This is a genomic window from Arthrobacter sp. NPDC090010 (genome assembly GCF_044748305.1).
Taxonomy (GTDB): Bacteria; Actinomycetota; Actinomycetes; order Actinomycetales; family Micrococcaceae; genus Arthrobacter_E.
The window spans coordinates 58,658-82,355 of sequence record NZ_JBIVFT010000003.1; the positions used below are offsets into that span (position 1 = coordinate 58,658).

22 protein-coding genes and 1 riboswitch are annotated in these 23,698 nt (G+C 67.3%); of the genes, 10 read left to right on the plus strand and 12 right to left on the minus strand.

Going from position 1 to position 23,698, the window contains the following annotated elements; all coding sequences use genetic code 11:
* Window positions 1–55 precede the first annotated feature (55 nt).
* Window positions 56–2,788 carry a prealbumin-like fold domain-containing protein gene (locus ACIPXZ_RS05640; protein ID WP_400591216.1) on the minus strand — a complete coding sequence of 911 codons (2,733 nt, stop codon included), beginning with the start codon at window positions 2,786–2,788 and terminating at the stop codon, window positions 56–58.
* A 413-nt stretch (window positions 2,789–3,201) separates the two neighbouring features.
* Window positions 3,202–4,080 carry a DMT family transporter gene (locus tag ACIPXZ_RS05645; protein ID WP_400591217.1) on the minus strand — a complete coding sequence of 293 codons (879 nt, stop codon included), beginning with the start codon at window positions 4,078–4,080 and terminating at the stop codon, window positions 3,202–3,204.
* Window positions 4,081–4,189: 109 nt separating this feature from the next.
* Between ACIPXZ_RS05645 and ACIPXZ_RS05650 the strand changes: the two genes are divergently transcribed.
* The 4 genes from ACIPXZ_RS05650 (at window position 4,190) to ACIPXZ_RS05665 (ending at window position 7,921) form a co-directional block, all read left to right on the plus strand.
* Window positions 4,190–5,599 carry a PLP-dependent aminotransferase family protein gene (locus ACIPXZ_RS05650; protein ID WP_400591219.1) on the plus strand — a complete coding sequence of 470 codons (1,410 nt, stop codon included), beginning with the start codon at window positions 4,190–4,192 and terminating at the stop codon, window positions 5,597–5,599.
* A 165-nt stretch (window positions 5,600–5,764) separates the two neighbouring features.
* A riboswitch (SAM riboswitch) is annotated at window positions 5,765–5,871 on the plus strand.
* Window positions 5,872–6,026: 155 nt separating this feature from the next.
* Window positions 6,027–6,317: a DUF1737 domain-containing protein gene (locus ACIPXZ_RS05655; protein ID WP_400591924.1), complete on the plus strand. Its 291-nt coding sequence runs from the start codon at window positions 6,027–6,029 to the stop codon at window positions 6,315–6,317.
* Window positions 6,314–6,715 carry a rhodanese-like domain-containing protein gene (locus ACIPXZ_RS05660; protein ID WP_400591221.1) on the plus strand — a complete coding sequence of 134 codons (402 nt, stop codon included), beginning with the start codon at window positions 6,314–6,316 and terminating at the stop codon, window positions 6,713–6,715. The genes ACIPXZ_RS05655 and ACIPXZ_RS05660 overlap by 4 nt, the downstream gene beginning before the upstream one ends.
* Window positions 6,716–6,718: 3 nt before the next feature.
* The gene (locus ACIPXZ_RS05665) at window positions 6,719–7,921 is read left to right on the plus strand and encodes an O-succinylhomoserine sulfhydrylase (protein ID WP_400591223.1); all 1,203 of its coding nucleotides are present in this window, start codon (window positions 6,719–6,721) and stop codon (window positions 7,919–7,921) included.
* 53 nt (window positions 7,922–7,974) lie between these two features.
* Here the strand turns inward: ACIPXZ_RS05665 and ACIPXZ_RS05670 are convergent, their stop codons facing one another.
* Genes ACIPXZ_RS05670 through argH form a run of 7 tightly spaced genes read right to left on the minus strand, consistent with a single transcriptional unit; the run spans window position 7,975 to window position 15,144 of the window.
* Entirely contained in the window at window positions 7,975–9,372 is a 1,398-nt protein-coding gene (locus ACIPXZ_RS05670) for an MmgE/PrpD family protein (RefSeq protein WP_400591225.1), read from the minus strand.
* Window positions 9,369–10,295 carry a polysaccharide deacetylase family protein gene (locus ACIPXZ_RS05675; RefSeq protein WP_400591227.1) on the minus strand — a complete coding sequence of 309 codons (927 nt, stop codon included), beginning with the start codon at window positions 10,293–10,295 and terminating at the stop codon, window positions 9,369–9,371. The genes ACIPXZ_RS05670 and ACIPXZ_RS05675 overlap by 4 nt, the downstream gene beginning before the upstream one ends.
* Window positions 10,292–11,128 (minus strand): polysaccharide deacetylase family protein, encoded by an 837-nt coding sequence (locus ACIPXZ_RS05680; RefSeq protein WP_400591229.1) that lies wholly within the window; start codon window positions 11,126–11,128, stop codon window positions 10,292–10,294. The genes ACIPXZ_RS05675 and ACIPXZ_RS05680 overlap by 4 nt, the downstream gene beginning before the upstream one ends.
* A 3-nt stretch (window positions 11,129–11,131) precedes the next feature.
* Entirely contained in the window at window positions 11,132–11,977 is an 846-nt protein-coding gene (locus ACIPXZ_RS05685; RefSeq protein WP_400591231.1) for an ABC transporter substrate-binding protein, read from the minus strand.
* A gap of 40 nt (window positions 11,978–12,017) precedes the next feature.
* Window positions 12,018–12,794 (minus strand): amino acid ABC transporter ATP-binding protein, encoded by a 777-nt coding sequence (locus ACIPXZ_RS05690; protein WP_400591233.1) that lies wholly within the window; start codon window positions 12,792–12,794, stop codon window positions 12,018–12,020.
* Window positions 12,791–13,687, minus strand: coding sequence for an amino acid ABC transporter permease (locus ACIPXZ_RS05695; protein WP_400591234.1), 897 nt, complete (start codon window positions 13,685–13,687; stop codon window positions 12,791–12,793). Before ACIPXZ_RS05695 ends, ACIPXZ_RS05690 begins: the two co-directional genes overlap by 4 nt.
* The gene (gene argH / locus ACIPXZ_RS05700) at window positions 13,684–15,144 is read right to left on the minus strand and encodes an argininosuccinate lyase (RefSeq protein ID WP_400591236.1); all 1,461 of its coding nucleotides are present in this window, start codon (window positions 15,142–15,144) and stop codon (window positions 13,684–13,686) included. The genes ACIPXZ_RS05695 and argH overlap by 4 nt, the downstream gene beginning before the upstream one ends.
* A gap of 142 nt (window positions 15,145–15,286) precedes the next feature.
* Between argH and ACIPXZ_RS05705 the strand changes: the two genes are divergently transcribed.
* The 3 genes from ACIPXZ_RS05705 to ACIPXZ_RS05715 all read left to right on the plus strand — a co-directional run bounded on the left by ACIPXZ_RS05705 (window position 15,287) and on the right by ACIPXZ_RS05715 (window position 17,034).
* Window positions 15,287–15,970: a GntR family transcriptional regulator gene (locus tag ACIPXZ_RS05705; RefSeq protein WP_400591238.1), complete on the plus strand. Its 684-nt coding sequence runs from the start codon at window positions 15,287–15,289 to the stop codon at window positions 15,968–15,970.
* A 66-nt stretch (window positions 15,971–16,036) separates the two neighbouring features.
* Complete coding sequence (locus tag ACIPXZ_RS05710; RefSeq protein WP_400591240.1) at window positions 16,037–16,642, plus strand: hypothetical protein; 606 nt, start codon at window positions 16,037–16,039, stop codon at window positions 16,640–16,642.
* A 128-nt stretch (window positions 16,643–16,770) separates the two neighbouring features.
* Window positions 16,771–17,034 carry a WXG100 family type VII secretion target gene (locus ACIPXZ_RS05715; RefSeq protein WP_400591242.1) on the plus strand — a complete coding sequence of 88 codons (264 nt, stop codon included), beginning with the start codon at window positions 16,771–16,773 and terminating at the stop codon, window positions 17,032–17,034.
* Between the two features lie 156 nt (window positions 17,035–17,190).
* Here ACIPXZ_RS05715 and ACIPXZ_RS05720 read toward each other — a convergent pair whose 3' ends face one another.
* A complete protein-coding gene (locus ACIPXZ_RS05720) occupies window positions 17,191–18,909 on the minus strand; it encodes a cation:proton antiporter (protein WP_400591244.1) in 1,719 nt (572 codons plus the stop codon).
* Window positions 18,910–19,322: 413 nt separating this feature from the next.
* Between ACIPXZ_RS05720 and ACIPXZ_RS05725 the strand changes: the two genes are divergently transcribed.
* On the plus strand, window positions 19,323–19,586 hold the full coding sequence (locus ACIPXZ_RS05725) for a WXG100 family type VII secretion target (protein WP_400591242.1): 264 nt from the start codon (window positions 19,323–19,325) through the stop codon (window positions 19,584–19,586).
* Between the two features lie 114 nt (window positions 19,587–19,700).
* On the opposite strand, the gene ACIPXZ_RS05730 is transcribed toward ACIPXZ_RS05725, so the two are convergent.
* Both ACIPXZ_RS05730 and ACIPXZ_RS05735 read right to left on the minus strand, forming a co-directional pair.
* Window positions 19,701–20,483 (minus strand): peptide deformylase, encoded by a 783-nt coding sequence (locus tag ACIPXZ_RS05730; RefSeq protein ID WP_400591246.1) that lies wholly within the window; start codon window positions 20,481–20,483, stop codon window positions 19,701–19,703.
* Window positions 20,480–22,093 (minus strand): ABC transporter substrate-binding protein, encoded by a 1,614-nt coding sequence (locus tag ACIPXZ_RS05735; RefSeq protein ID WP_400591248.1) that lies wholly within the window; start codon window positions 22,091–22,093, stop codon window positions 20,480–20,482. Before ACIPXZ_RS05735 ends, ACIPXZ_RS05730 begins: the two co-directional genes overlap by 4 nt.
* 105 nt (window positions 22,094–22,198) lie before the next feature.
* Here ACIPXZ_RS05735 and ACIPXZ_RS05740 point away from each other — a divergent pair, with 105 nt between their 5' ends.
* Window positions 22,199–22,615, plus strand: a complete 417-nt coding sequence (locus ACIPXZ_RS05740) for a MerR family transcriptional regulator (protein ID WP_400591250.1) — start codon at window positions 22,199–22,201, stop codon at window positions 22,613–22,615.
* Window positions 22,616–22,654: 39 nt separating this feature from the next.
* Window positions 22,655–23,644: an aldo/keto reductase gene (locus ACIPXZ_RS05745; protein WP_400591925.1), complete on the plus strand. Its 990-nt coding sequence runs from the start codon at window positions 22,655–22,657 to the stop codon at window positions 23,642–23,644.
* Window positions 23,645–23,698 lie beyond the last annotated feature (54 nt).

Sequence of the window (23,698 nt, forward strand, 5' to 3'; positions counted from 1 at the left end):
GTGCGCACGCCCCGGACGAGGCATGCGGGTGCGTTCGGCCTCGTCAGCAGGGCTCTCAGCCGTGCCGACGCGAAACGCTGTGCCGCCAGAGCAGCAGGGACAGAATGCTGAGCCCGAGCAGGGCAAGACCGGCCGCCTGCAGGAGCGCGCTTCCCTCACCGCCGGCCGCGGGAAGCTCCCAGGACTTCAGATCGGTCACGCTGATCGTGATGCCTTCGGCACTCACCCTGGCCGATGACCCCGGACCGTCCAGGCTGACGCCCTTGGCCGAAAGCGTGAAGCGGACCGGCTCGGCCAGGAGGGTGTGACCTTCCGGCGCCTTGGTCTCCACCAGCCAGTACGTCCCGGCGGCCAGGCCGGTGGCCTCGAAAAGACCCACCTCACCGGAGACCGCCACGGGCCCCGGGTCTACGGCCGCACCGGGAGCACCTGCGGCATCCGCACGGATTTCGAAGGCCGCACCGTCGAGCGGCGCCGCTCCCTCCGGCCCGTCACCCAGCTTCTGGATCAGCATTCGCAGAGGCGTGTGATGTTCCGTGGAACATTCGGGCCGAGACGCACCCGGCACGCAGTTCTCCGGCGGCGTGGAACCCGTACCACTGACGAGGTTTCGCAGGGTCGCGCCCCAGACCCCATCGTTCACCTTCACGCGATAGCTGAGGACGACGTCGCGCTCCGGACTGAGTTCGAAGGCCGGGGTCCGGAGCTTCCCGTCCTCCGGGTCGGGCAGTTGCCGCGGCGCGGAGGATCCCGTTGCGAGCTGAGCCGAGCCCGGCACGAAGGTGGCAGCGTGCAGCACGTCGCTCAGGTCGTCGTCGAGCACCGCGTCCGGCACCGTCCCCTCGGTGGCGCGGGCCGTGACGGAGTACCGGATGACCGTCCCTGGCGAGACGGACGACCCACTGGCCGGATCGGATTCCTTATGCAGGGTCCAGCGCGCATCGGACACGGGATTATCGGTGCAATTGGTGTCCGGGTCATCGCAGTCCGGCGGGCGGATGGTCTCCGGCGGTCCCTTCACCAGCAGGTTCCGCAGCACCCCGTCACCTCCCGAGCCACTGGGTTTGACCGTGACGGCATAACGCACCGTGAGCGACTTCCCGGACGGCACTTCACCTCCGATGATCAGGTGGCTTCCCTTCAGTACCGCCGTCAGCGTCGGCTCCACCACGATCGACCCTTCAACGAGATCGGCGTCATCGAGGACGTCGTCGAGAAGATCGGTGTACTCGACATCGACAGCGGCCGTGCCCTTGCGGTTGTCGAAGGTCAGCGTGTACCCGGCCCTCTGCCCCGGGTTCAGGACGGTTCCGGAAGCAGGGTCCACTGTTTTGGAGACCACCAGCTCCGGCTGGGGCTTCGGGGAGTTCGTGAAGGTGCACACCACATTGATGCCTAGAGACGTACTGGAGGCCGGGAAGCCCCTCAAGGTGAAGCCGGTGCCCAGACCGGAGGCGAGAACCTTTCCGTCGTCCTCTTTGAGGCACTGATAGCTGCTGTCATAGTCGGCCAGACTTCCGGCGCGCACGCCGCCCTCGGACAGCAGATAGGACTTACCGGCCATCGCGGGCACCGGCCCGGCCGACTCGCGCTGCAGCCCGTCGGACCGACCCGATGTCGTGGCCGATCCGAGCACCAGCTCCGGCTGTTCGGCTGCCTTGATGGCGAGGGTGAACTGATCGTCGGGCTGCTCTCGTCCGAGCACGACCTTCTTCAGCGTCAGGGTGGACGGGGTCTGGCAGGAGGCGAGGTCGGTGCCCTCCACCATATTGGTCTGCCGTGCCGGTGAGATCGGCTGAAGCGTGTTCGAATCGAGGCTCAGGTTGTAGGAGTTCCGGGAGCCGGATGGGTTCCATTGGATGATCAGAGTGGAGTCACTGTCGAAGGCGATGCCGTTGTGCAGCCCGGCCCCGGCGGACGGGATCGCGGACGAGACCATGTCCGGGTCGATCCGCTTCCCCTGCGCCGCCTGCAGACGGTCCGCGGTCACTGTGACGATCCGGGTGGTCCCGCTGCGGGCATCGCCCTGGATGAAGAAGAGGTTGCCCAGGGAGTCGAAGGCGATGTCACCGTTGACGGATGTCCCGACGCCGGGGATGCGGATGGAGGCGCCCAGGTAGGGCGGAGCCCCGTCCTTGTAGCGGAAGAGGTCCAGCACCCAGGTTCCCGAACCGCTGTCGCGGACATTGCCGAAGACGAACTCCTGGCGGTGCGGGTCCACTGCCCCGGCAATGGTGCGGTACTGCTTCCAGCCGGCTGAATCCTGGGCTCCTCGATCGATTTCGAAGCCGCTGAAGACCTTGCGAGCGGCACCCGAGGAGGCGTCGAAACGGAAAAGGTCGGCGTACCAGACGGTTCTGGCGTCACGAGTCTGGTGGGCCCGTGGCTGGAGGCCGTAGAACACCCCGTTCGGAGAGAGAGCCAGTCCGTTGGCGGGACCTTGCTGATCGCCCAGGGCCGGCACTCCGTTGGCATAGTCCGGGTTGATGGGGAAGCTGCCGACCCGGGTGAAGCCACCGTCCGGGACCTTGTTGCGCACCGTGGACCGGCCGATGGTCCCGTCCGAGGCGAGCGAGAAATAGGTCCCCGGATCGCAGAGCTGCGAGGCGTCGAAGGGCGACGTCGGCAGGGCGTCATCGGCCTCCGCAGTCTGCTGCGGACCGACGACGGCGCTGGCCTGCGAGGGCAGCCCGGCGGCACCGAGCAGCAGAAGGCTCAGGGCGACCGCGAGGCAGCGTCGGATGACGCCGCGCAGCGCAGGGGACGGACGAGAACGGCATGACGGCACGGAAGGATCCCTAGCTCGGCGACGGGGAAGGGTTCGCGAGGACGTTCTGCCCCCGAGCAAGAAATCTGTATATGACGTGGGGGAACATCAATCGAACGAGGAAAACCGTAACGTTAAATGTCGGACATTTACAGTGGGATTGGACAAAGACGGCGGAATGCTGTCTGATGCCGCCAGCGCTGACAGCGGGAACCCGCGGAACGTGACGTGACCATCGACAGGAAATGTAGTACATTTGACATGCTTGACAAGTACCGGAGGTTCTCCAGAACCACCGACACTTTCAGGCATTGGGAGACGGATCCGCCAGGTCCCGACTCAGGAGCGAAGGAAGGAAGGGGCCGGGCGCACAGCGCCCGACCCCTTCTCTCACAGAATCAGGCTCAGCAGAACCACGCTCAACAAGACCACACTCAGCGGCGGCTCCGGACTGCGAACGCGGCACAGAGGATGACGGCCACCCCTCCCATCACGGTGCTCCACCCCACGGACTCCCCGAGAATCAGGGCCGACCAGGCGATCGTCATCACCGGTTGCACCAGCTGCACCTGACTCACCCTGGCCATGGGTCCGATCGCCAGTCCGCGATACCAGGCGAAGAATCCCAGGTACATGCTGATCAGGGCCAGATACGCGAAGGCGGCCCACTGCGCCGGCCCGGGCGTGAAGGGTTGAGTGAGGGCCGATGCGCCGCTGAGCACCAGCATCACCGGAAGCGACAGCACCAGGGCCCAGGAGACCGTCTGCCAGGAACCCAGCTCACGGGAGAGCACCCCGCCCTCCGCGTAGCCGACCGCTGCGAGAAGCACGGCCCCCAGCAGCAGCCAGTCCGCCACATGCAATCCGCCCAGCCCTCCGTTCTGCAGAGCGGCGAACACCAGGGCGGCCACGGCCCCTGCCCCGGAGAACACCCAGAAGCGCGGCCTGGGCCTCTCCCGCACTCTCAGTACGGCGAGTACGGCGGTGGCGGCCGGCAGGAATGCGGTGACCACGGCTCCGTGACTCGCCGGCGCCCACTGCATGGCATACGAGGTCAGGAAGGGGAAGCCCACCACCACCCCGAGTGCCACGACCGCGAGCCTCACCCATTGGCGACGCGTGGGCCATGGCTGGCGGGTCAGCAGGAGCACCACGAGCGCCACGCATCCTGCGACGGCCGCCCGGCCGGCGCCGACGAAGAGCGGCGGGAGCCCGGCCACCGCCACACGCGTGAACGGCATGGTGAGGGAGAAGGCGGCGACGCCGAGCAGGCCCCACCAGAGTCCGGCGGCCGTCCCGCGGCGATCGCCCAAGGGAGCTCCTGGACGCCCCGTTCCGCGCACCGTCCCAGGGGCCGCGGCCACGTTGGAAACCGTGGATAGCACCTGGGGCATTTCATCAGTAGCGCTACTATGTACTCTCATGAACAACGATAGCACTGAGCAGATCGTCTCATCGCTCAGAAGCTGGCTGGCCACCGCCCCGGACGGTGCGCAGCTCCCCTCCACCCGGGAACTCGTCGCACGCTTCGCGGCGAGCCCCGTCACCGTTCAGAAGGCACTCCGGAAGCTGAGCGCACAGGGACTGGTGGAGAGCCGTCCCGGCGTCGGGACCTTCGCCCGCAGGCTCGCCACGGCGAGGCCCCGTGAGTACGGCTGGCAGACGAGCGCTCTGAGCTCACCGCAGGCCCAGCTTCCCGCGCCACCGGCTCCCATGAACCATCCCGCCCCTGAGGTGATCGGCCTGCACAGCGGCTATCCCGCCGTCGAGCTTCTTCCCGAACGCCTGATCCGTGGAGCGCTCAGCCGCGCAGCCCGCACCGAGGCCGCCCTGACCCCGGCACCCGCCGAAGGACTCCCGGAACTCCGTGCCTGGTTCGCGGGGGAACTGGCCTCGGTGACGGCGCCCGGGCTGACGCCGCCGTCGGCCCGGGATGTCCTCGTCCTGCCAGGCAGCCAGAGCGCACTGAGCTCGCTCTTCCGTGCCCTGGTGGGGCACGGAAGGCCCGTCATCATGGAGTCCCCCAGCTACTGGGGAGCCATCCTCGCCGCAGCGCAGACCGGGGTCCGCCTCGTCCCCATCGCCAGCGGACCGGACGGCCCGGATCCGGAGGACCTGGACCGCGCCTTCCGGGAAAGCGGAGCGCGCGCCTTCTACGCCCAGCCCAACTACGCCAACCCGACCGGCGCTCAATGGGACGCCATGCGACGGCAAGCGGTGCTCGACGTCGTCCGTGAGCACGGCGCCTTCCTCATCGAGGACGACTGGGCGCACGACTTCGGCATCGAGACGCGCCCGCGCCCGGTCGCGGCGGAGGACGACGACGGGCATGTGGTCTACATCCGCTCGCTGACCAAGAGCGTCTCTCCTGCCGTCCGGGTGGCCGCCGTCATCGCCCGCGGCCCCGCGCTCCAGCGCATCCTCGCCGACCGGACCGCGGAGACCATGTACGTGAGCGGGCTGCTGCAGGCCGCGGCGCTCGACGTCGTCACCCAGCCCGGTTTCCTCAGGCACCTGAGCGCCGTGCAGCGGCAGCTGGGTGAACGCCGGGATCTCTTGCGGTCCTCGCTGGCCGAGCACTTGCCGGAGGTCTTCGTGGAGCAGGTGCCCCGCGGCGGGTTGAACCTCTGGGCGCAGCTTCCCGAAGGCACCGACGTTCCCCGCCTGGTCCGCGATGCCGCGGCTCGTGGTGTCCTCGTGGCGGACGGTGCTGGCTGGTTCCCGGCAGAGCCCTCGGGGGCATATCTGCGGCTGAACTTCGCTGGACCGGGGCCCGAGCGGTTCCCCGAGGCCGCCCGGCTCCTCGCAGAGGCATTGCACGAGCAGGACTGATCCGTTGCCCCGGTGCCGCGAGACGCCACTTGAGCACAGTGTGAGGGCTCCGGACTGTGCTCAAGTGGCGTCTCGCGGAAGGAGCGGCGGGCGCGACGTTTCATGACAGAAGATGAAGGATCGCGTCGCAGTCCCCAAGGGGGCCTGGTGCTAGATTTTTGGATGAGTAACGAGTACCGGTGACAAGCCCTGACTGACCGGTCGGCAACCCTCCTCACGCGGCGGGGTGCCTCAGGTGACTACTCGGCATGTGTCAACTGCAAGCGCGAAGGAGCCTCCCATGCCTGCACCCAAAACCCCCGCGCGCCGCGCGACCACCGCAAGCGGTGCCGCCAAGGCGACGACGTCGAAGACCGGCACCCCACGGGCCCGCACCACCCGGAGCGCGGCGACCAAACCGGCCTCCACGAGCGCGAAGGCGACCTCCGTGGAGGAAGCCGCCGTCGTTCCCGAAGAGACGTCCGCGACGCCGGCCCCTCGCCTGCCGTACCGCCTCCTGACCGGCCCGGACACCCGCGAGTTCTGCGAGCGGGTCTCCGCCGCCCTGGCCGACGGGTACATCCTCTATGGCAGCCCGTCCGTGACGTTCAACGGCAAGACGGTGATCGCGGCCCAGGCCGTCGTCCTGCCCTACGCCCCTCCCGCTCCTCCGGCACCCCTGGTGGACCCGTACGCCGTCCCCGCGCCGGGCTTCGCCCCCTATGGCGGTGCCCTGTGAGCTACGCGGGAGATCTGACCCCGCAGCAGGCCTGGGACAGGCTCAAGGACGGCGCGGTCCTGGTGGACGTGCGCACCGAGGCGGAGTGGGCGCACATCGGCCGCCCGAAGGCTCCGTCGGGCGAGCCCCTGTTCATCCAGTGGAACCTGGCCGGCGGTGTGCCCAACACCGGCTTCCTGACCGAGCTGGGCGCCCAGGCACCCGCCCCGGGCACCGCCGAGCTGGTGTTCCTCTGTCGCTCCGGCCAGCGCTCCATCGCGGCCGCGGAAGCCGCGACGGCGGCCGGCTGGGCCTCCTACAACGTCCTGGAAGGCTTCGAGGGCGTCCCGGACCGCTTCGGGGAGCGCACCGTGAACGGCTGGAAGAACAGCGGCCTGCCGACCTCGATCGGCGGCTGAGGCGTGGCGTTCAACCCCGAGACTGAAAACTGGTCCCCCGCCACCCAGGCGGTGCGCGGCGGTCTGGACCGCACGGGCTTCTACGAGACCTCCGAGGCGCTGTTCCTGAACTCGGGCTTCGTCTACGACTCCGCGGAGGCCGCCGAACGCGCCTTCACGGGTGAGGACGAGCGCTTCGTCTACTCCCGCTACGGCAACCCGACCGTGGCGACCTTCCAGGAACGGCTGCGCCTGCTGGAAGGCACGGAAGCGTGCTTCGCCACGGCGTCCGGGATGTCCGCCGTGTTCACCGCGCTGGGTGCTCTCCTGGCCGCCGGGGACCGGGTGGTCGCGGCGCGGTCCCTGTTCGGTTCCTGCTTCGTGATCCTGAACGAGATCCTGCCCCGCTGGGGCGTGGAGACGGTGTTCGTGGACGGGCCCGATCTGGAGCAGTGGCGCGAGGCGCTGTCCGTGCCGGCGCAGGCCGTGTTCTTCGAGTCCCCCTCGAACCCGATGCAGGAGATCGTGGACATCGCCGCGGTCAGCGAACTGGCGCATGCCGCGGGGGCCACCGTGGTGGCCGACAACGTCTTCGCCACCCCCATGCTGCAGCGCTGCACGGATCTGGGGGCCGACGTCGTCGTGTACTCCGGGACCAAACACATCGACGGGCAGGGGCGCGTCATGGGCGGCGCGATCCTGGGGTCCAAGGAGTTCATCGACGGGCCGGTGAAGAACCTCATGCGGCACACGGGCCCGTCACTGTCGAGCTTCAACGCCTGGGTGCTGACGAAGGGCCTGGAGACGCTGGACATGCGCGTGCGGCACTCGTCGGCCTCCGCGCTGACGCTGGCCGGTTGGCTGGAGCAGCAGCCCGGCGTGAACTGGGTGAAGTACCCGCTGCTGGCCTCGCACCCGCAGTACGAGCTGGCCGCGCGCCAGATGAGCGCGGGCGGCACGGTGCTGACGTTCGAACTGGCGGCCCTGCCGGGCGGCACCGCCAAGGACGCGGCGTTCAAGCTGCTCAACGGGCTGAAGATCGTGGACATCTCGAACAACCTGGGCGATTCCAAGAGCCTCATCACGCATCCGGCGACGACGACGCACCGCGCCATGGGTGCCGAGGGCCGTGCCTCGATCGGGCTGGGTGACGGCGTGGTGCGGCTGTCCGTGGGCCTGGAGGACGTGGACGATCTGATCCGGGACTTCCAGCAGGCACTCAGCTAGTCCGTCCCCAATGCGGGGTCACTTAACGCCGCCTCATCGCCGATCAGGCGGCGTTAAGTGACCCCGCATTGCGAGGAGAAGGACCGGGCCCAGGCGATCCACTCGTCCTGATGCGCCCGCTCCAGGAGCCCGGCGGTGAGCCCCCGGAACTTGGCGTCCACCTCGGCCGGGGACAGCGGGAAGCGCTCACCGCCCCGGGCATGCTCCACACGGGCGGAGAACGTCCCCGCCTCCGTCACCACGTCCACCAGCGGCTCGCGCCCCGCCACGGGATCCGGCACCACGGTGATCAGCTCCAGGCCGGCCAGGACCTCCGGCGCGTCGAACCGCGCGAAGTCCTGGGGGACCAGTTCCTTCCCGTCCAGGAGCAGCGCGAGAGCATGGGGCAGGCTCATCCTGGCCTGCGCGGCGTCACCCGGTTCCGGCGGGCAGATCATGGGGCGCAGGAAGTCACTGACGTGGACGCGCACGGCCCGGACGTCCTGCGGACCCAGGTTCCGTTCGGCGAGGATGCCCCGGAAGGCGTCGAGAGCCGTGTGAGCGCTGCGGCAGGCGGCGTACGGTTTGATCGCGGAGTGGCGGAAATGCCAGGTGGATCCCAGATCCCGTACCAGGAGGTCCGGCATCGCCGCGTCGTCCCCGTGGGTGGCGAAGAACCCGCCCCAGACGGGATCGAACACCTGCCACGGGCCACGCGCCCCCGCCCGCGCCAGCAGTGCGGCTTCCAGCCCGGCCCGTGCCGCCTGGCCCGGGTGGAACTGCTTGCTCATGGCGCCATCGGCGGAGAACGCCCAGCCACCGGAGCTGGAACTCGCGGCCAGACCGAGCGCCGAGGCGGTCCGCTCCCCGTCCAGGCCCAGCATCACGGAGGCCGCGGCCGCGGCGGCGAACACGCCACAGGTGGCGGTGGAATGCCAGCCGCGGGCGTTGTGCGGCTCGTAGCCGCCCAGGGCGAGCTGCACCCGGCGCCCCACCTCATACCCGGCCACCAGAGCGGGCAGGAGCCGGGAGGCACCGCTCGCCTCCGGGAGCAGTGAGAGCAGGACCGGGACGACGACGGCGCCCGAATGGTCACAGCCTTCGGTGTCGTCGATCTCGAGGCAGTGCGCCGCCACCCCGTTCACGAAAGCGGCATCCAGGCGATCGGAAGTGGCACGGTTGTGCCATAAGCCGACGACGCCACCCTGAGGCACGTTCCCCGGCCGCCCGAAGACCTCGGCCGCGGCACGGGCGGGCGGTTCCCCGATCCCGGCCGCGATCGCCCCGAGGGTGTCCAGGAGGTGGTCCGAGGCCTTGGCCGCCAGCTCTCCGGGAAGGGGCACGGACGTCATCCCGGCCAGCCACTCCCCCAGGCGCCGCGCCAGGGGCAGCTCGACCGCCGCCGGTCCCCGCTCAGCAGGCGCGAGGACGACGGCGCCGCCTCCCGCCGCCGTCGTCGTTTCCTCGCTCATGCTTCCTGAGCGCTCACCGTGAGGAACATGCCGTACGGGTGGTCGCTCTCCACCGGCTGACCGGCCCAGTGCTCCGCCACCTCACCGCAGGTGGCCACCCAGGCCTCGCCGGATTCGAGCACGGAGCGCAGGAAGTCCTCCAGGAACCGCGCGCGGCCCGGGGTGCCGATGATCTCGGCGTTCAGCCTCAGCAGGAGCATGGTCCCCCAACGACGGGCCGCAGCGAACTCCACGTCCCAGTTGGCCCGCACCGCCTCCAGGCTCTGGATCCGCGACTGCCCCGGGGGGAAGGGCGGATCCAGGTTGAAGCCGAGGTACTGCAAGTCCTCCAGCTCGTAGCGGAAGGGCAGTTCCAGCACACCGGAATCGCCCAGGGGGAATGGGCGGTCATCACTCGGCAGCGAGGACGACCAGCGGAAACCCTCCGCGCCCATGGCCTCGGGGAATCCGGCCTTCCATTCGCCGGACGGGGTGCGGAACCCCCGCGGCTCCACCCCGGAAACGGCACGCAGCGCGTCCCGCCCCTCGGTCATCTCGGCCAGCTGAGCGGGCAGGTCCAGCCCGTCGAAGTCCAGGTGATGCATGCCGTGGCAGGCCGTCTCATGCCCACGGGCCACGACATCCCGCACCAGCTCCGGGTACTCCTGCGCGATCGCTCCGGGCACGAACCACGTGGCTCGGACGCCCAGCCGCTCCAGCACGTCCAGCACCCGCGACGCACCGTGATCCGGCCCGTACCGCCCCACCGACCGCGACTTCATCCGGTCCCGGTACCCCGGGTCGAGCGCCAGGAACGGCAGGTCCCCGTCCACATCGACAGTGACGACGACGGCGCACCGTGCACCGCGCGGCCAGCGCGCCTCCGCGCCGCCCCCGGCCGCCGTCGTCCCACCCTGTTCCACACCCTGGGGAGAATCACTCATCGCGGGTTCCTTTCATTCCAGGCCGAGGCCACGGCGTGACAGGTGGTGATGTCCACCCGGCCCGTGTCCTTCAGCGTGCCCAGGAGTTCGTCCAGCAGCAGCGCCCGGCCCGGGGTGCCGATCACCTTGGGGTGCCAGATGGTGCTCACCAGCAGGCCGTCGTCCGCGGCGGCCAGGATCTCGTCCCGCCAGCCGTCGAACACGGGCCGGTAGTGCGCCACGCGATCCAGGCCGGAGGGGAAGTTCGGTGCGCGGTGGTAGGCGAAGCACGTGTAGTCGTCGAAGAGGGACTTGGCCGGCAGTTCCACCAGCCCGTTGTCCGCGTGGCGGAAGGGCAGATCGCCATTGCGCAGCGAACTCGAATAGAGGAATCCGGACTCCGCCAGCAAGGAGGCGGTGCGCGGGTGCCAGTCTCCCGAGGGTGCCCGGAAGCCCGTGCCCGGGGCTCCGAGGATCTGCCGGAAGACCTCCTGGCTGCGATGGAGGATGGCCAGCTGCTCCTCATCGGTCTTGGTGAAGAACACCTCGTGACGGTGGCCGTGGTGGGCCAGTTCGTGACCCTCCTCCTGCATGCGCCGGGCGAGGGCCGGCCACTGCTCCACCACCCAGGAAGGGGTGAAGAAGGTGGCCTTCAGGCCGTGCCCGGCGAGGATGTCCAGAATCCGGGGCATGGCCCGGTGCGGCCCGTAGGCACCCAGCGCGAAGTATCCGGGCTTGCCCCAGAGCGCACCGCTGAGCATGGCATCCCCGGTGGGACCGTCCAGGTCGAAGGCCAGGGCCAGCGTGGCGCGTTCCGCCCCGCCGGCCCCGGCCCGCATCTCGGTGGATGTCATGGACTACTTGACCCCGTTGATGACCGGATCCATCAGACCGTAGCCCACGTTGTGGGAGTCCAGGATCTTCTTGAGCGTGCCGTCCGCCTTCATGTCCTGGAAGGCCTTCACCACCTTCTCCTCGAGGGCGCTGTTGCCCTTCTTGGTGGCCGCACCGAAGGGCAGCTCGGTGACGTTGCCGAGGATCATGGCGTACTTGCCCGGGTTCTTCTTCTCGAAGTACACGAGGTTCTCGGCACCCTGGATCGCGGCCTGCGCACGGCCCTGGTCCAGCTGGAGGCGGGCTGCGGCGCCGGAGTCGGTGGGGACGATGCTCACGGCGGGCTTGCCCGCGGACTCGCACTTGTCCTTGCTGAAGCGCTGCAAGGCGGGGTAGTAGTCCGTCTTGGAGCTCACGGCCACGCTCTTGCCGCAGAGGTCGGTGTCCTGCGTGTACTTCGCCTTGTCGGCGCCCAGGACGTAGAAGCGGCCCACGGACTTGAAGTAGTCGATGAAGTCGACGGTCTTCTGGCGCTCCACGGTGTCGGACATGCCGGAGAAGACGATGTCCACGCGGTCGGTGCGCACGGAGTTGATGAGCTGATCGAACTTCTGCTGCGTGTACTCGACCTTCAGGCCCAGGCGCTTGCCGATCTCGGTGACGATGTCCACGTCCACGCCCACCAGCTTGTTGTTGCTCTCGTCCAGATACTCCATGGGCGGGAAGTCCGGAGACAGTCCGACGCTGAGGACGCCGTCCTTGATGGTGTTCAGCTCATTGCCGGCGCTCTTGGCCGGGGAGCCGCAGGCCGTGAGGGCCAGGGCGACGACGGCCGCGGCCACGCCGCCCTTGAGGAGGTTCTTGTTCATGAGGGTGTTCCTTCGCAGGGTGTGGGGATGAGTGGGGGTGTCATTTCAGGACGCGGGAGAGGAAGGCCTGCGTCCTGGGGTTCTGGGGGTTGTCGATGACCTCGGCGGGACTGCCCTCTTCGACGATCACGCCGCCGTCCATGAAGACCACACGGTCCGCCACCTCACGGGCGAAGCCGATCTCGTGAGTCACCACGATCATGGTCAGACCGCCGGCGGCGAGTTCCTGCATGACCTTGAGGACTTCGCCCACCAGTTCAGGGTCCAGAGCGGAGGTGGGCTCGTCGAAGAGCATGAGGCGGGGTTCCATGGCGAGCGCACGGGCGATCGCCACACGCTGCTGCTGGCCGCCGGAGAGCTGGCGCGGGTAGGCGGAGGCGCGGTCGGCCAGGCCCACCTTCTCCAGCAGGGTCCTCGCCGTCTCGTTCGCCACCGCGGCACTGTGTCCCCGGACCAGGCGGGGTGCGTGGGTGATGTTCTCCAGCACGGTCATGTGCGGGAAGAGGTTGAAGCGCTGGAAGACCATGCCGATCTCGCTGCGCTGCCGGGCGATGGCGTTCTCATGGACCTGCTGCAGGACGTCCGGTTCGGAGGTGCGCCGGTGCCCGATGACCTCTTCACCCACGAACACCAGGCCCGAGGTGGGCTGTTCGATGAAGTTGATGCAGCGCAGCAGGGTGCTCTTCCCGGAGCCGGAGGGGCCCAGGATGCAGACCACCTCACCGCTGGTGACCTCCAGGTCCACGCCTTTCAGGACTTCATGGGGGCCGAAGCTCTTGTGGATGTCCTCGAGCCGGACAAGTGGCTGGGTGCTCATGCGACGCTCCTACGGCTGGTGAAGAACCAGACCACCTTCTGCCAGGGGGTCAGGGGCAGTGCCTTACTGGAGCCGCCCTTGGCGAAGCGGCGTTCCACGTAGTACTGGATGACGGACAGGACGGACACGGCCAGGAGGTACCAGATGCCGGAGACGATCAGCAGTTCCATGATCATGTTGTTGACCAGGTAGACGTGCTGGGCTTCGTTCAGGACCTCGGACGCGCCGATCGCGGAAGCCAGCGAGGTGGTCTTGAGCATGCCGATGGTCTCGTTGCCGATGGGCGGCAGGATGACCCGCATCGCCTGGGGCAGGACCACGGTCCGCATGGTGGCGGTGCCGGGCAGTCCGAGGGCCTTGGCGGCCTCACCCTGGCCCTCGTCGACGGACAGGATGCCGGCCCGCACCACCTCGGACGTGTACGCGCCCTGGTTCAGGCCGAGGCCCAGGATGGCCGCCACGAACGGGGAGACGATGTCCACGGTGCGGCCTTCGAACAGGCCCGGGATGCCGACGCTGGGGAACACCAGGGCGATGTTGAACCAGAGCAGCAGCTGGAGGTAGACCGGCGTGCCGCGGAAGAACCAGACGTAGATCCAGGCGATGCCGCTGACCACGGGGTTGGTGGAGAGCCGCATGACCGCCACCAGCACGCCGAGTGCGATGCCGATCAGCATGGAGATCACCGTGAGGACCACCGTGATGCCCATGCCGGAGATGATGGCCGGGAAGGTGAAGTATTCGCCCACCGTGGGCCAGTCGATCTGGGCCCCGGCGAAGGAGGCCACGATCCAGGCGAGGACGGCGAGGGTGGCGATGGCGGCCACCCAGCGGGCCCAGTGTTTGACCGGGATGATGCGGTACGTGGTGCCCGCCGTGGAAGTGGATGTCATGGGGAGACCTCCTCGGAGTGGGGAGCGGCGAAACCGTCCAGGCTGGCGCTGAGTGCGCCGCGCAGGGCGGTGGCCTGGGGGTCGATGTTCGACGGCGAGGTGCCGCCGGGGCCCGAACGGCGGGCCAGCGCGGACTCGATGCTGAGACGGGTCAGGGCGTCCTCCGTGAGGCGGGGGTCGATGCCGCGCGCCTGGGCCAGGCTCAGCTCTTCCAGCCCGATGCCTTCCGTCTCGCAGAAGTGCACCACTTCGCCCGCGACGTCGTGCGCTTCGGAGAAGGGGATGCCCTGTTCGGCGAGCCAGTCCGCGAGTTCCGTGGCCAGGGTGAAACCCTGGACGGCCTGGCGGCGCATGGCGTCCGCCCGGACGGTGAAGGTCTGGACCATGCCGGTGATGGCGGGCAGGACCAGTTCCAGGGTGTCGGTGCTGTCGAAGGCGAAGTGCTTGTCTTCGGCGAGGTCCCGGTTGTAGGCGAAGGGCAGGCCCTTCAGCACGCCGAGCATGCCGCTGAGGTTGGCGTTCAGGCGGGCGGCCTTGCCGCGGGAGAGCTCGGCGATGTCCGGGTTCTTCTTCTGCGGCATGATCGAGGAGCCCGTGGACCAGGAGTCGTGCAGGCCGATCCAGCCGAACTGTGTGGTGGACCAGAGGCAGAGTTCCTCGCTCAGCCGGGAGATGTCCGTGGCGAGCATGGCCGTGGCGTAGAGGAAGTCGGCCACGTGATCGCGGCTGGAGACGCCGTCGATCGAGTTGACCACCAGTCCGGCGAAGCCCTGTTCGCGGGCGGCGGTGAGGGGGTCGTGGCTGAGCGGGTTGCCCGCCAGTGCTGCGGCGCCCAGCGGGGAGTACGACGACGACTCCCAGGCGTTGCGGAGCCGCTGCACGTCGCGGGAGATCGCCGAGGCGTGAGCGAGGAGCTGGTGGCCGAAGGTGATGGGCTGCGCAGGCTGCAGATGCGTGAAGCCGGGTGCGGCGACATCGCGGTTCTCCTCGGCGCGCTGGATGAGGGTCTCCACGAGCGTGGCGGCCTGGGTGGCGAGACGCGCCGCGGCGGCCCGGAGGTAGAGGCGGAGTTCGTTGGCGGTCTGGTCGTTCCGGCTGCGGCCGGCCCGGAGCTTGCCGCCGAGGGTGCCGAGGCGTTCGACCAGAACCCGTTCCAGGTAGCCGTGGACATCCTCGTCGTCGGCGGTGGGCTGGACGACTCCGGCCTCATGGTCCGCCACGATGGAGTCCAGGGTGGCGGAGATGGTCTGCCGTTCGTCGCCGGTCAGCAGTCCGGCGCGGACCAGTTCGCCGGCGTGCGCCTTGGAGCCCATGACGTCATAGCGGACCATGCGGAAGTATTCCGGAGGGCAGCGGGAGATGTCCTCCAGCGCTTTCGCGGAGGGAGCGGCGAAGCGGCCGCCCCATAGTTTCCCGGCCTCGTGACGCCCGGCGTCGTGTGCCTGAGCAACGCTCATTCTGTGATCCTTCCCACAAGTTCGTCCACGAATGTATGACAATATTTGCCCCAACCGAGCCCTGAGTCAAGAGATTGTCTGGCAATATTGGTTTCATGACGATGAATGGTGTGCACTCGGGATATCTGGGAACATGGGCGGCATGAGCGAAAACCGGGGGGGTTCAGAGACGAACCCCGCACCCGCCGCAGAGTCGGTCGCCGAGGTGATCCGCAGCGCGATCGTCAGCGGTGAACTGGCCGCCGGCACCCCCGTGACCGAGAAGTGGGTGGCCGAACGCTACTCGATCTCCCGCACCACCATCCGCGAGGTGCTGAACTACCTGATCGGCGAGGGCTACCTGGTCCGCCGCCCGTATCACAGCGCCCAGGTCCGGTCCTTCACCGAGAAGGAGGTCCGGGACATCATGGAGGCTCGGGAGCTGGTGGAGGTCCACGCCGGCATCCGCTCGATCGCCGCCGACGAGCGGAGCAAGGAACGGCTCCGGCACGCCCTGGACCGCTACCTTGAGGCCATGGACTCCGAGGACGTGGCGGAGGGTTCCCGGCGACACCGCGAACTGCACGTGGCCCTGGTAGGGATGTCCGGCAACGAACGGCTCATGAAGCAGGAAGAGCAGCTCATGGTCGACTCCTCCTTGTTCGTGGCGGTGATCGATTCGCGGCGAGATGATGTGGAGAAGATGAAGCGGGTCCACACCCAGCTGGTGGAGGCGTTCCTGGAAGGCGACCAGGAACTCTCGGTGCAGCTGGTCCGGCAGCATCTGGGCATGGTGGAGAAAGCGGCCATCGAAGAACTCGAGCCCTCCGCTCCGAGCCGCGCCTGACGCCCGGAACGGCCGGGCGAGCGGGCCGGCCCCTGCCCGTGCCTGGCGAATGGATACGCTGGTGCGATGTCGCATGGGGAAACGCCGCACAGCACGGACACCAGCCGGCCTGCCCACTGGGTGCAGGACGGCGAGGATTTCACGCTCGTCGTTCGGGCCACCCGACGGCTGGACGCGTTCCGGCCGCTCGTCTGGATCAGCGGCCTCGCCGCGGGGCTTCTGGCGGCACTGCTGTCAGCGGGCGGAGGCGCTTCCGTGGCGTTCGGCGTCGGGGTCTTCGTCCTCGCCTCAGTGACGTTCATACAGTTCTACGCTCGGCTGCATGCTGCGGCACGCCCGGTGACCTTGACCTTCGGCGCCAAGGAACTGACGGTGATCGACGGCGCGAAGCCCCCGCTCAGCCACCAGCTGTCCGCGGTGTCACGAATCCTGATCGCCCACGACGGCGCGCCCGCTCGCATCCTTATTGACGCCACCGGGGCACGGCACCGCTGGACCATCGGGGATCTGCACCGGAACAACACCATCGAGGCGTTCGTGGATTCCGCGCCGCCCGCCCTGGGGAGACGCTTACAGGAGAACGGCTTGGTGGGAGGGGTATCCATCAGGCGCAAAATCCGGTTCACCGAGTACCGGAAGGCCACTGATTCTGATGTAGCCCACTCGAGCTAATAAGAGGCGGGATATATGGGGAGAACTCCATGGGTACCCCTCCCCATCGACGGCATGTGGCGGCTGCCGATAGCTTTGAGTCAACGGAAACCGGAGAGGCCGGGGTCAGCAGACGAAGGAGTAGGGAAATGGCAGTTTGGGGTGCAGACGTACAGCAGCTTAAGGCACTGGGCAAGAAGCTCGATGCAGGAGCACACAGCATCGACGACCAGCGCAACCAGCTCACCAGCGCACTGAACGGAACCCAGTGGATGGGCCCGGACGCAGACCGCTTCAAGAACGAATGGCAGTCCCAGCACGTCCCGGCCCTGAACAAGGTCGCCGAAGCACTGCGCAACGCCGGCAAGCAGGCCGGACAGAACGCAGACCAGCAGGAACAGGCCTCCCACTAACAGGCCACACACCACGACGGCGGACACCCACCCGGGTGCCCGCCGTCGCGGCATTTAAACCACCCACCCCCGACAACGCGGGGTCACTCCCGGCCCAATAAACAACCACAATCGGGCCCGAACTGACCCCGCGTTCCCGCAAAGGCGAACCGAAACTCAGCCGATCGTGCCGTTCTGCGAGGTCCTGGCCAGATCCGTGTCGAGAACCATCTGAGCGAGTTCCAAGGCCTCCGAGGAATACTGACCCGACGCCCGCGCGTCGAGAAGTGCAGCCTGCTCAGCGCCCAGCATCTCGCGGAAGAGCGCGTTCCTCTGGGCGGCAGACCCCTTCTCCGGCGCGTACCGGATCTCCCAGAAGTCACTGGCGAGCTGAGCACGTCGTGCCGTGACGTCGGCGATGTGTTCCGGGTCGTAGGCGCGTCCGTCCGCTCGCCGGAGATCCGGGCTGCTCAGGCGGCCCGCCCCTGCTGTGATGAGCAGTTCGACGAGCGACTGCACCTCAGCATTCCGGGCCTCTTCGTCCGGCCCTGAGACACCGAGCCTGCGAATCACGAAGGGAAGCGTCGAACCGTAGAAAACCAAGGTGACGACCGCGACGGTGAACGCGATGAGGATCAGCTGCGGCCGGAACGGCACATCGAGAGGAAGCGACTGCGCAGCCGCGAGCGTCACGACGCCGCGCATCCCCGACCAGGCGATGACCGCGCCGCCGCGCCAGCCCAGGCCCTCTCTCGCAAGCACCTGCCACTCGGTGCGCCGACGCTGCAGGCGCGTTCCGAACCGCTCCCATCGAGGCCCGCGCTCCACCGGGCCGAATTGTGACGCCGCGATCCGTTCCAGGAGCTGATCCGCCTGCGCGAGATGTCGTTCGGCCTTCCGCTGCTGGCGTCGTGCGGAGAGCAGGAGCGGCCAGGTGAAGCTGAGACGGACGACAAGAAGAGCCAAAGAGACCAGCAAGCCGATCCCAACGGCATCCCAGACGCTCAAATGGTCAGCCTGCACCTCACCGACGATCGTCGAAATCTCGTACCCCATCACGAGAAAGACGCCGTTCTCGAGGACCAGCTGAATAGTCCTCCAGTTCATCCTCTCGCTGATCCGGTCTTGCGCGGACAAGTGCATGGTCGCCTTGAAGCCGGTGACAAGCCCGGCCACGACCACCGCAAGAACGCCGGAGGCATGCAGGGCCTCGGCAGGCAGGAAGGCGAGGAACGGGACGACGAAGGAGATCGCCGTGGTCAGGGTCGGCTGATCGATCCGGGATCGCACCCAGACGGTCACGACGCCGACCACCGCACCGATCAGGAGCGCCACGACCACGGAGAAAGCGAAATCCGAAGCGACATCGAGGAATGTGAAACCACCGGCGACAGCTGCGACGGCCGAACGCAGAAGCACCAGGGCGGTCGCATCGTTGACGAGCCCCTCACCCTCCAGAACGGTGACGAGTCGTGGCGGCAGCCCAAGCCGTTTGCCGATCGACGTCGCGGCGACCGCGTCCGGCGGCGCGACCACGGCTCCCAAGGCGATGCCGATGGGAAGAGGAAGACCGGGGAGAAGCCAGGTGAGAAGGAAGCCGATCACCAAGGAGGACAGGACGACGAGCACGACCGAGAGGCCACTGATCGCACTGAAATTGCGGCGGAAGTCGGTCATCGGCACATTGACCGCCGCCGCATACAGAATCGGAGGGAGCACCACCGAGAGGATGATCTCCGGAGGAATCTCCAGAGTCTCCTGACCAGGGATGAAACTCGCCCCGATACCGAGAAGCACCAGCAGGATCGGCGCGGCGACGCCGATCCTTGGCGCGAGCCAGCTGCTGCCGATCACCAGCATCACGCCCAGCACGAACAACAGTGCGACCGATTCCATCGCATTCCCCCGTCTTGTCGACCACGATGCGGCGCCTCCTAGCCGCGGTTCACATACGGTACGTCAAGATCCGCTGTTCCCCCAGGGTCCAGGGCCGCCCGTACCGTGAACCGGGCCCGCTCTGAGCCGGGTTCAAAAACCTCCCAAGGCAGCCGACCGCCCCTTTTTCCTACTCGTGACAAGGAATATCTCGGCTAGGAACCCGCGGGTTTCCGGGCTTTTCGACCCACCGGTCTCACAATGGGGAGTCCTACCCATCGACGGCTCGTCCATTCATTGGATAGTTTGGTTCCAGAGGTTCACGGAAACGAACCACCACCCGCTGGGAGGTGAGCCGGGAACCCGCAACGGAATACCACTGACATGGGAACCCGGCACAGTTCGGATCCATCACTATCAAAAGGAGTAGGGAAATGGCAGTTTGGGGTGCAGACGTACAGCAGCTTAAGGCACTGGGCAAGAAGCTCGATGCAGGAGCACACAGCATCGACGACCAGCGCAACCAGCTCACCAGCGCACTGAACGGAACCCAGTGGATGGGCCCGGACGCAGACCGCTTCAAGAACGAATGGCAGTCCCAGCACGTCCCGGCCCTGAACAAGGTCGCCGAAGCACTGCGCAACGCCGGCAAGCAGGCCGGACAGAACGCAGACCAGCAGGAACAGGCCTCCCACTAACAGGCCACACACCGCGACGGCGGACACCCACCCGGGTGCCCGCCGTCGCGGCATTTAAACCACCCACCCCCGACAACGGGAATAGATACTTGATCGCAGTCCGACGCGGCCCAACTATGAACAACTACCCGCTCGCGGGACGAAGGATGCTACAGGTACACGGACAAACGTGGCATGAGCCGAACTCGCCGCTTTCGCAAGGTAAACAGCGGATTCGCAGCTTGGTTCCAAGTGCGGTTTGGTCTTCAGAACCCCAGTTCTCGTGCGGCCACGGCGGGGGGTGGGCTGGCTCCAACGGGCGGCATATTCCTCGATGGTGGTCAGGGAGCGGGTCACGACCTTGTCCACATAGATCGTCCCCTCCAGATGGTCGGTCTCGTGCTGGATGATCCGCGCCTGCCAGCCGGAGAACTCGCGGTGCAGCAAGACCCCGTCAGAGTCCTGCCAACGGGCGCTCACCATGGCCGCGCGGCCGACGACGCCGGAAAAACCGTCCATGGATAGGCAGCCTTCGTAGAAGGTCTCCACCTCCTCACCCAGCGCGGCGTACTCGGGGTTCAGCAAGGCGAAGAAGTCCAGCGGCTCCCGTGAACGCGCGGTGAGGACGTCGGGACGCTCCTGTGCGGCGCGCCAGTCCTCGATCACGGCGAGCCTGAGCGGCAGTCCGATCTGCGGGGCGGCCAAACCTACGCCGGGGGCCGCACGCACGGTCCGATGCATGACGTCGATGAGCGCAGCGAGAACACCACCATCGAGCTGTCCTTCGAATGGCATCGCCCGGCTGCGCAGCACCGGGTGTCCCAGCTGCACGATCGACGGCAAGGTGTCCGCCTCGACGATCGCCTGTGCCGCCTCACTCAGCCGGGCGGCGGACCAGTCGCTCCGAGGCGAGGTCATTTGCTGATGACCCCCAGGCGGAACTTGGACGAGGTGTCCAAGGTAGTCTCGACTCCCTTGACGTCCCGCCGCGCCACCGCCACCAGCGACCCTTGGAGCAGCGGGAGCGTCGGGAGATCCTTCGCCACTGCGTCCTGGATCTGTGCGAAGAGCTGCTTTCGCTCTGGCTTGTCCGTCTCGCGGGCTTCCTGTGCCACGAGTTTCTCCACACCTGGATTGCTGTAGTGGTTCTTCAGGAACGAAGAGGCGGAAAAGAACGGGGTGAGGTAGTTGTCCTCATCAGAGAAAGCCGGGAACCAGCCCAGCTGGTAGACCGGGTAGGCATCTTGAGTGCGAGCCTTGGCATAGCTGACCCATTCGGTGGACTGCAGTTCCACCTGAAACAACCCGGTGGCTTCCAGCTGCTGTTTCACGAGAGCGTACTCATCGCCCGAGGAGGAACCGTAGTGATCCGGGTTGTACTGCAGCTTGAGGGTGACCGGCGCGGTGATGCCGACGTCGGCCAGAGCCTTCTTCGCTTTCTCGGGGCTTGGTCCGCCGGCGCCATTTCCGTACAACGTCTTCAGCGGGGTGGTAGCGCCAGGGAAAGCCTGCGGAATGACGGAGTAGAGCGGCGAGTACAGCCCCTTGTAGACCTGTCGGCCGAGAGCCTCACGGTCCACCAGATCCGCCACGGCGCTGCGCACAGCCAAAGCCTTCTTGGGGTCCGCTTCGGGGGTCTCCGCACCGAAAGGCATGGTGTCGAAGTTGAAGACCAGGTAACGGATCTCACCACCCGGGCCCTTGAGCACCTTGAGCTTGTCATCCCGGGAGAGGCTGTCGAGATCGGTCGCGCTCAACGACCGCCATGCGACATCGATGACGCCCTGCTGGATTTCCAGTTTGAGGTTGTTGGCATCCGAATAGTACCTGAGGTTCACGGTGTCCGCGGCGGGCTTGCCGAGCAGGCCCTGGTACTCCGGGTTCTCCTTGAAAGAGACGAGCTGGTTCTTCTGATAGGAGGTAATGACATATTGGCCGCCGAAAGCCTTCTTCGCCACGATCTGATCGTCACTGAGGACCTGGTCCGCCGGGAAGACGTCCTTGTCCACGATCGGGCCGGCCGGGCTCGCAAGCACCTGCGGGAAGGTCTGGTCATTGGGGCTCTTGAGATGGAAGACGACGGTGAGGGGGTCCGGAGCCTCGATGCTGCCCAGATTCGCCAGCAGGGGAGTGGGCCCATTGGGGTCCTTGATCTTCAGCTGGCGCTCGAAGGAGAACTTCACGTCCGCCGAGTCAAGCGTGTCGCCATTGGCCCACTTCAGGCTCTTCTTGAGTTTCACGGTGTATTCCGTGGGCGTAGTGAACGAGGCCGAGGCAGCAATGTCGAGTTCCGGCTCCGTGCCGCCCGGTTTGAGGTTCATCAGGAAGGGGTAGATCTGGTTCATCACCGTGTACGAGCCGTTGTCGTAGGCACCAGCCGGATCCAATGTGGCGACCTTGTCCGTGGTCCCGACCGTAATGGCTCGGCCACCGGTGGTCATCCCACCGCCACCCTCTACCGGACCGGTACAGGCTGTGAGTACGAGCACGGAAACGGCAGCCAGGACCATCGGGGCAGACTTGGACATGAAAGCTCTTTCGGGGGATGTGACAATTTCTTTCAGCCTACTGACTAATAGTTAGCACTCCCCATTTAAGACCCGGCGTGACGGGTGCGGGTGCACACTGGAACCATGAGTTTCACCATCGCGCAGGTCGCCGAGCGGACCGGCCTGAGCCAGCACACCCTCAGGTACTACGAGCGTGACGGGCTGCTGCCGCACGAGGTGGGGCGGGCGTCGTCGGGTCGGAGAGCGTACAGCGAGCAGGACGTGGGCGGCATCGTGATGATCGCACGATTGCGGGCCACGGGCATGCCGATCGCGGAGATCCGCCGCTATGCCCGTTTGGTGCGCGACGGCGACACCTCGGTTCCGGCGCGGCTACAGCTCCTGGTTGAGCACCGGGAACACGTTTTAGCACAGTTGCACGAGGCGAAGGAGCACCTGGCGGCAATCGAAGCGAAGATCGCCCTGTATCACGCTACGACCCAGGAGTCCTTCGCCTGCCCAGCGCGACCCGATAGAGGACTCGGCAAACCGGGCACTTGACTTAGAGCGCGCTCCAAGAGATTGGCTGATGCCATGACGATTTCCACCAGGACTCTTGGCACCACTTCTCCCCTCACCGTCTCCGCCCTCGGCCTCGGCTGCATGGGCATGTCCGAGTTCTACGGAACCCCGGATCCCGATGCCGGGCTCGCCACCATCCGGCACGCGCTCGACCTCGGCGTGACCTTCCTGGACACGGCGGACATGTACGGCCCGTTCACCAACGAGGAACTCGTCGGCCGCGCCATCGCCGGCCGCCGCGACGAAGTTCAGCTGGCCACGAAGTTCGGGAACATGCGCGGCCCGAACGGCGAACGGCTCGGCATCAACGGCCGGCCCGAATACGTCCACGCGGCATGCGACGCCTCCCTGAGCCGCCTCGGCGTGGACCACATCGATCTCTACTACCAGCACCGCGTGGACCCGAACGTCCCCATCGAGGAGACCGTCGGAGCCATGGCCGAGCTGGTCCAGGCAGGCAAGGTGCGGCATCTGGGCCTGTCCGAGGCCTCGGCCGCGACCATCCGCCGCGCTCACGCCGTACACCCGATCACCGCGGTGGAGACCGAGTACTCGCTCTTCACCCGCGACGTCGAAGACTCCGTACTGCCGGCCCTCCGCGAACTGGGCATCGGACTGGTCCCGTACTCCCCACTCGGCCGCGGCATCCTCACCGGCACCATGACGGCGTCGTCCGTGAGTGGCGAGGGCGACGCGCGCTCGTCCGCCTACTTCCCGCGCTTCCAGGGCGAGGCGCTGGAAGCGAACCTCGTGCTGGCGGCGCGGGTAACGGAACTTGCGACGGCGCGCGGCTGCACCCCGGGGCAGCTGGCACTCGCATGGCTGCTGGCGCAGGGCGAGGACATCGTCCCGATCCCTGGCACCCGCCGGGTGAACTACCTGGAGGAGAACGCGGGCGCCGCGTCGCTGGAGCTCAGCCAGGCCGAGCTGACGGCGCTCGAAGAAGCGGTGCCGCGCGACGCCGTCGTCGGTGAGCGCTACGGCGACATGAGCACGATCGACTCCTGAGCCCCCGCGAAGGAACAGGTGACGCCCCTAAAACCGAGTTTTAGGGGCGTCACC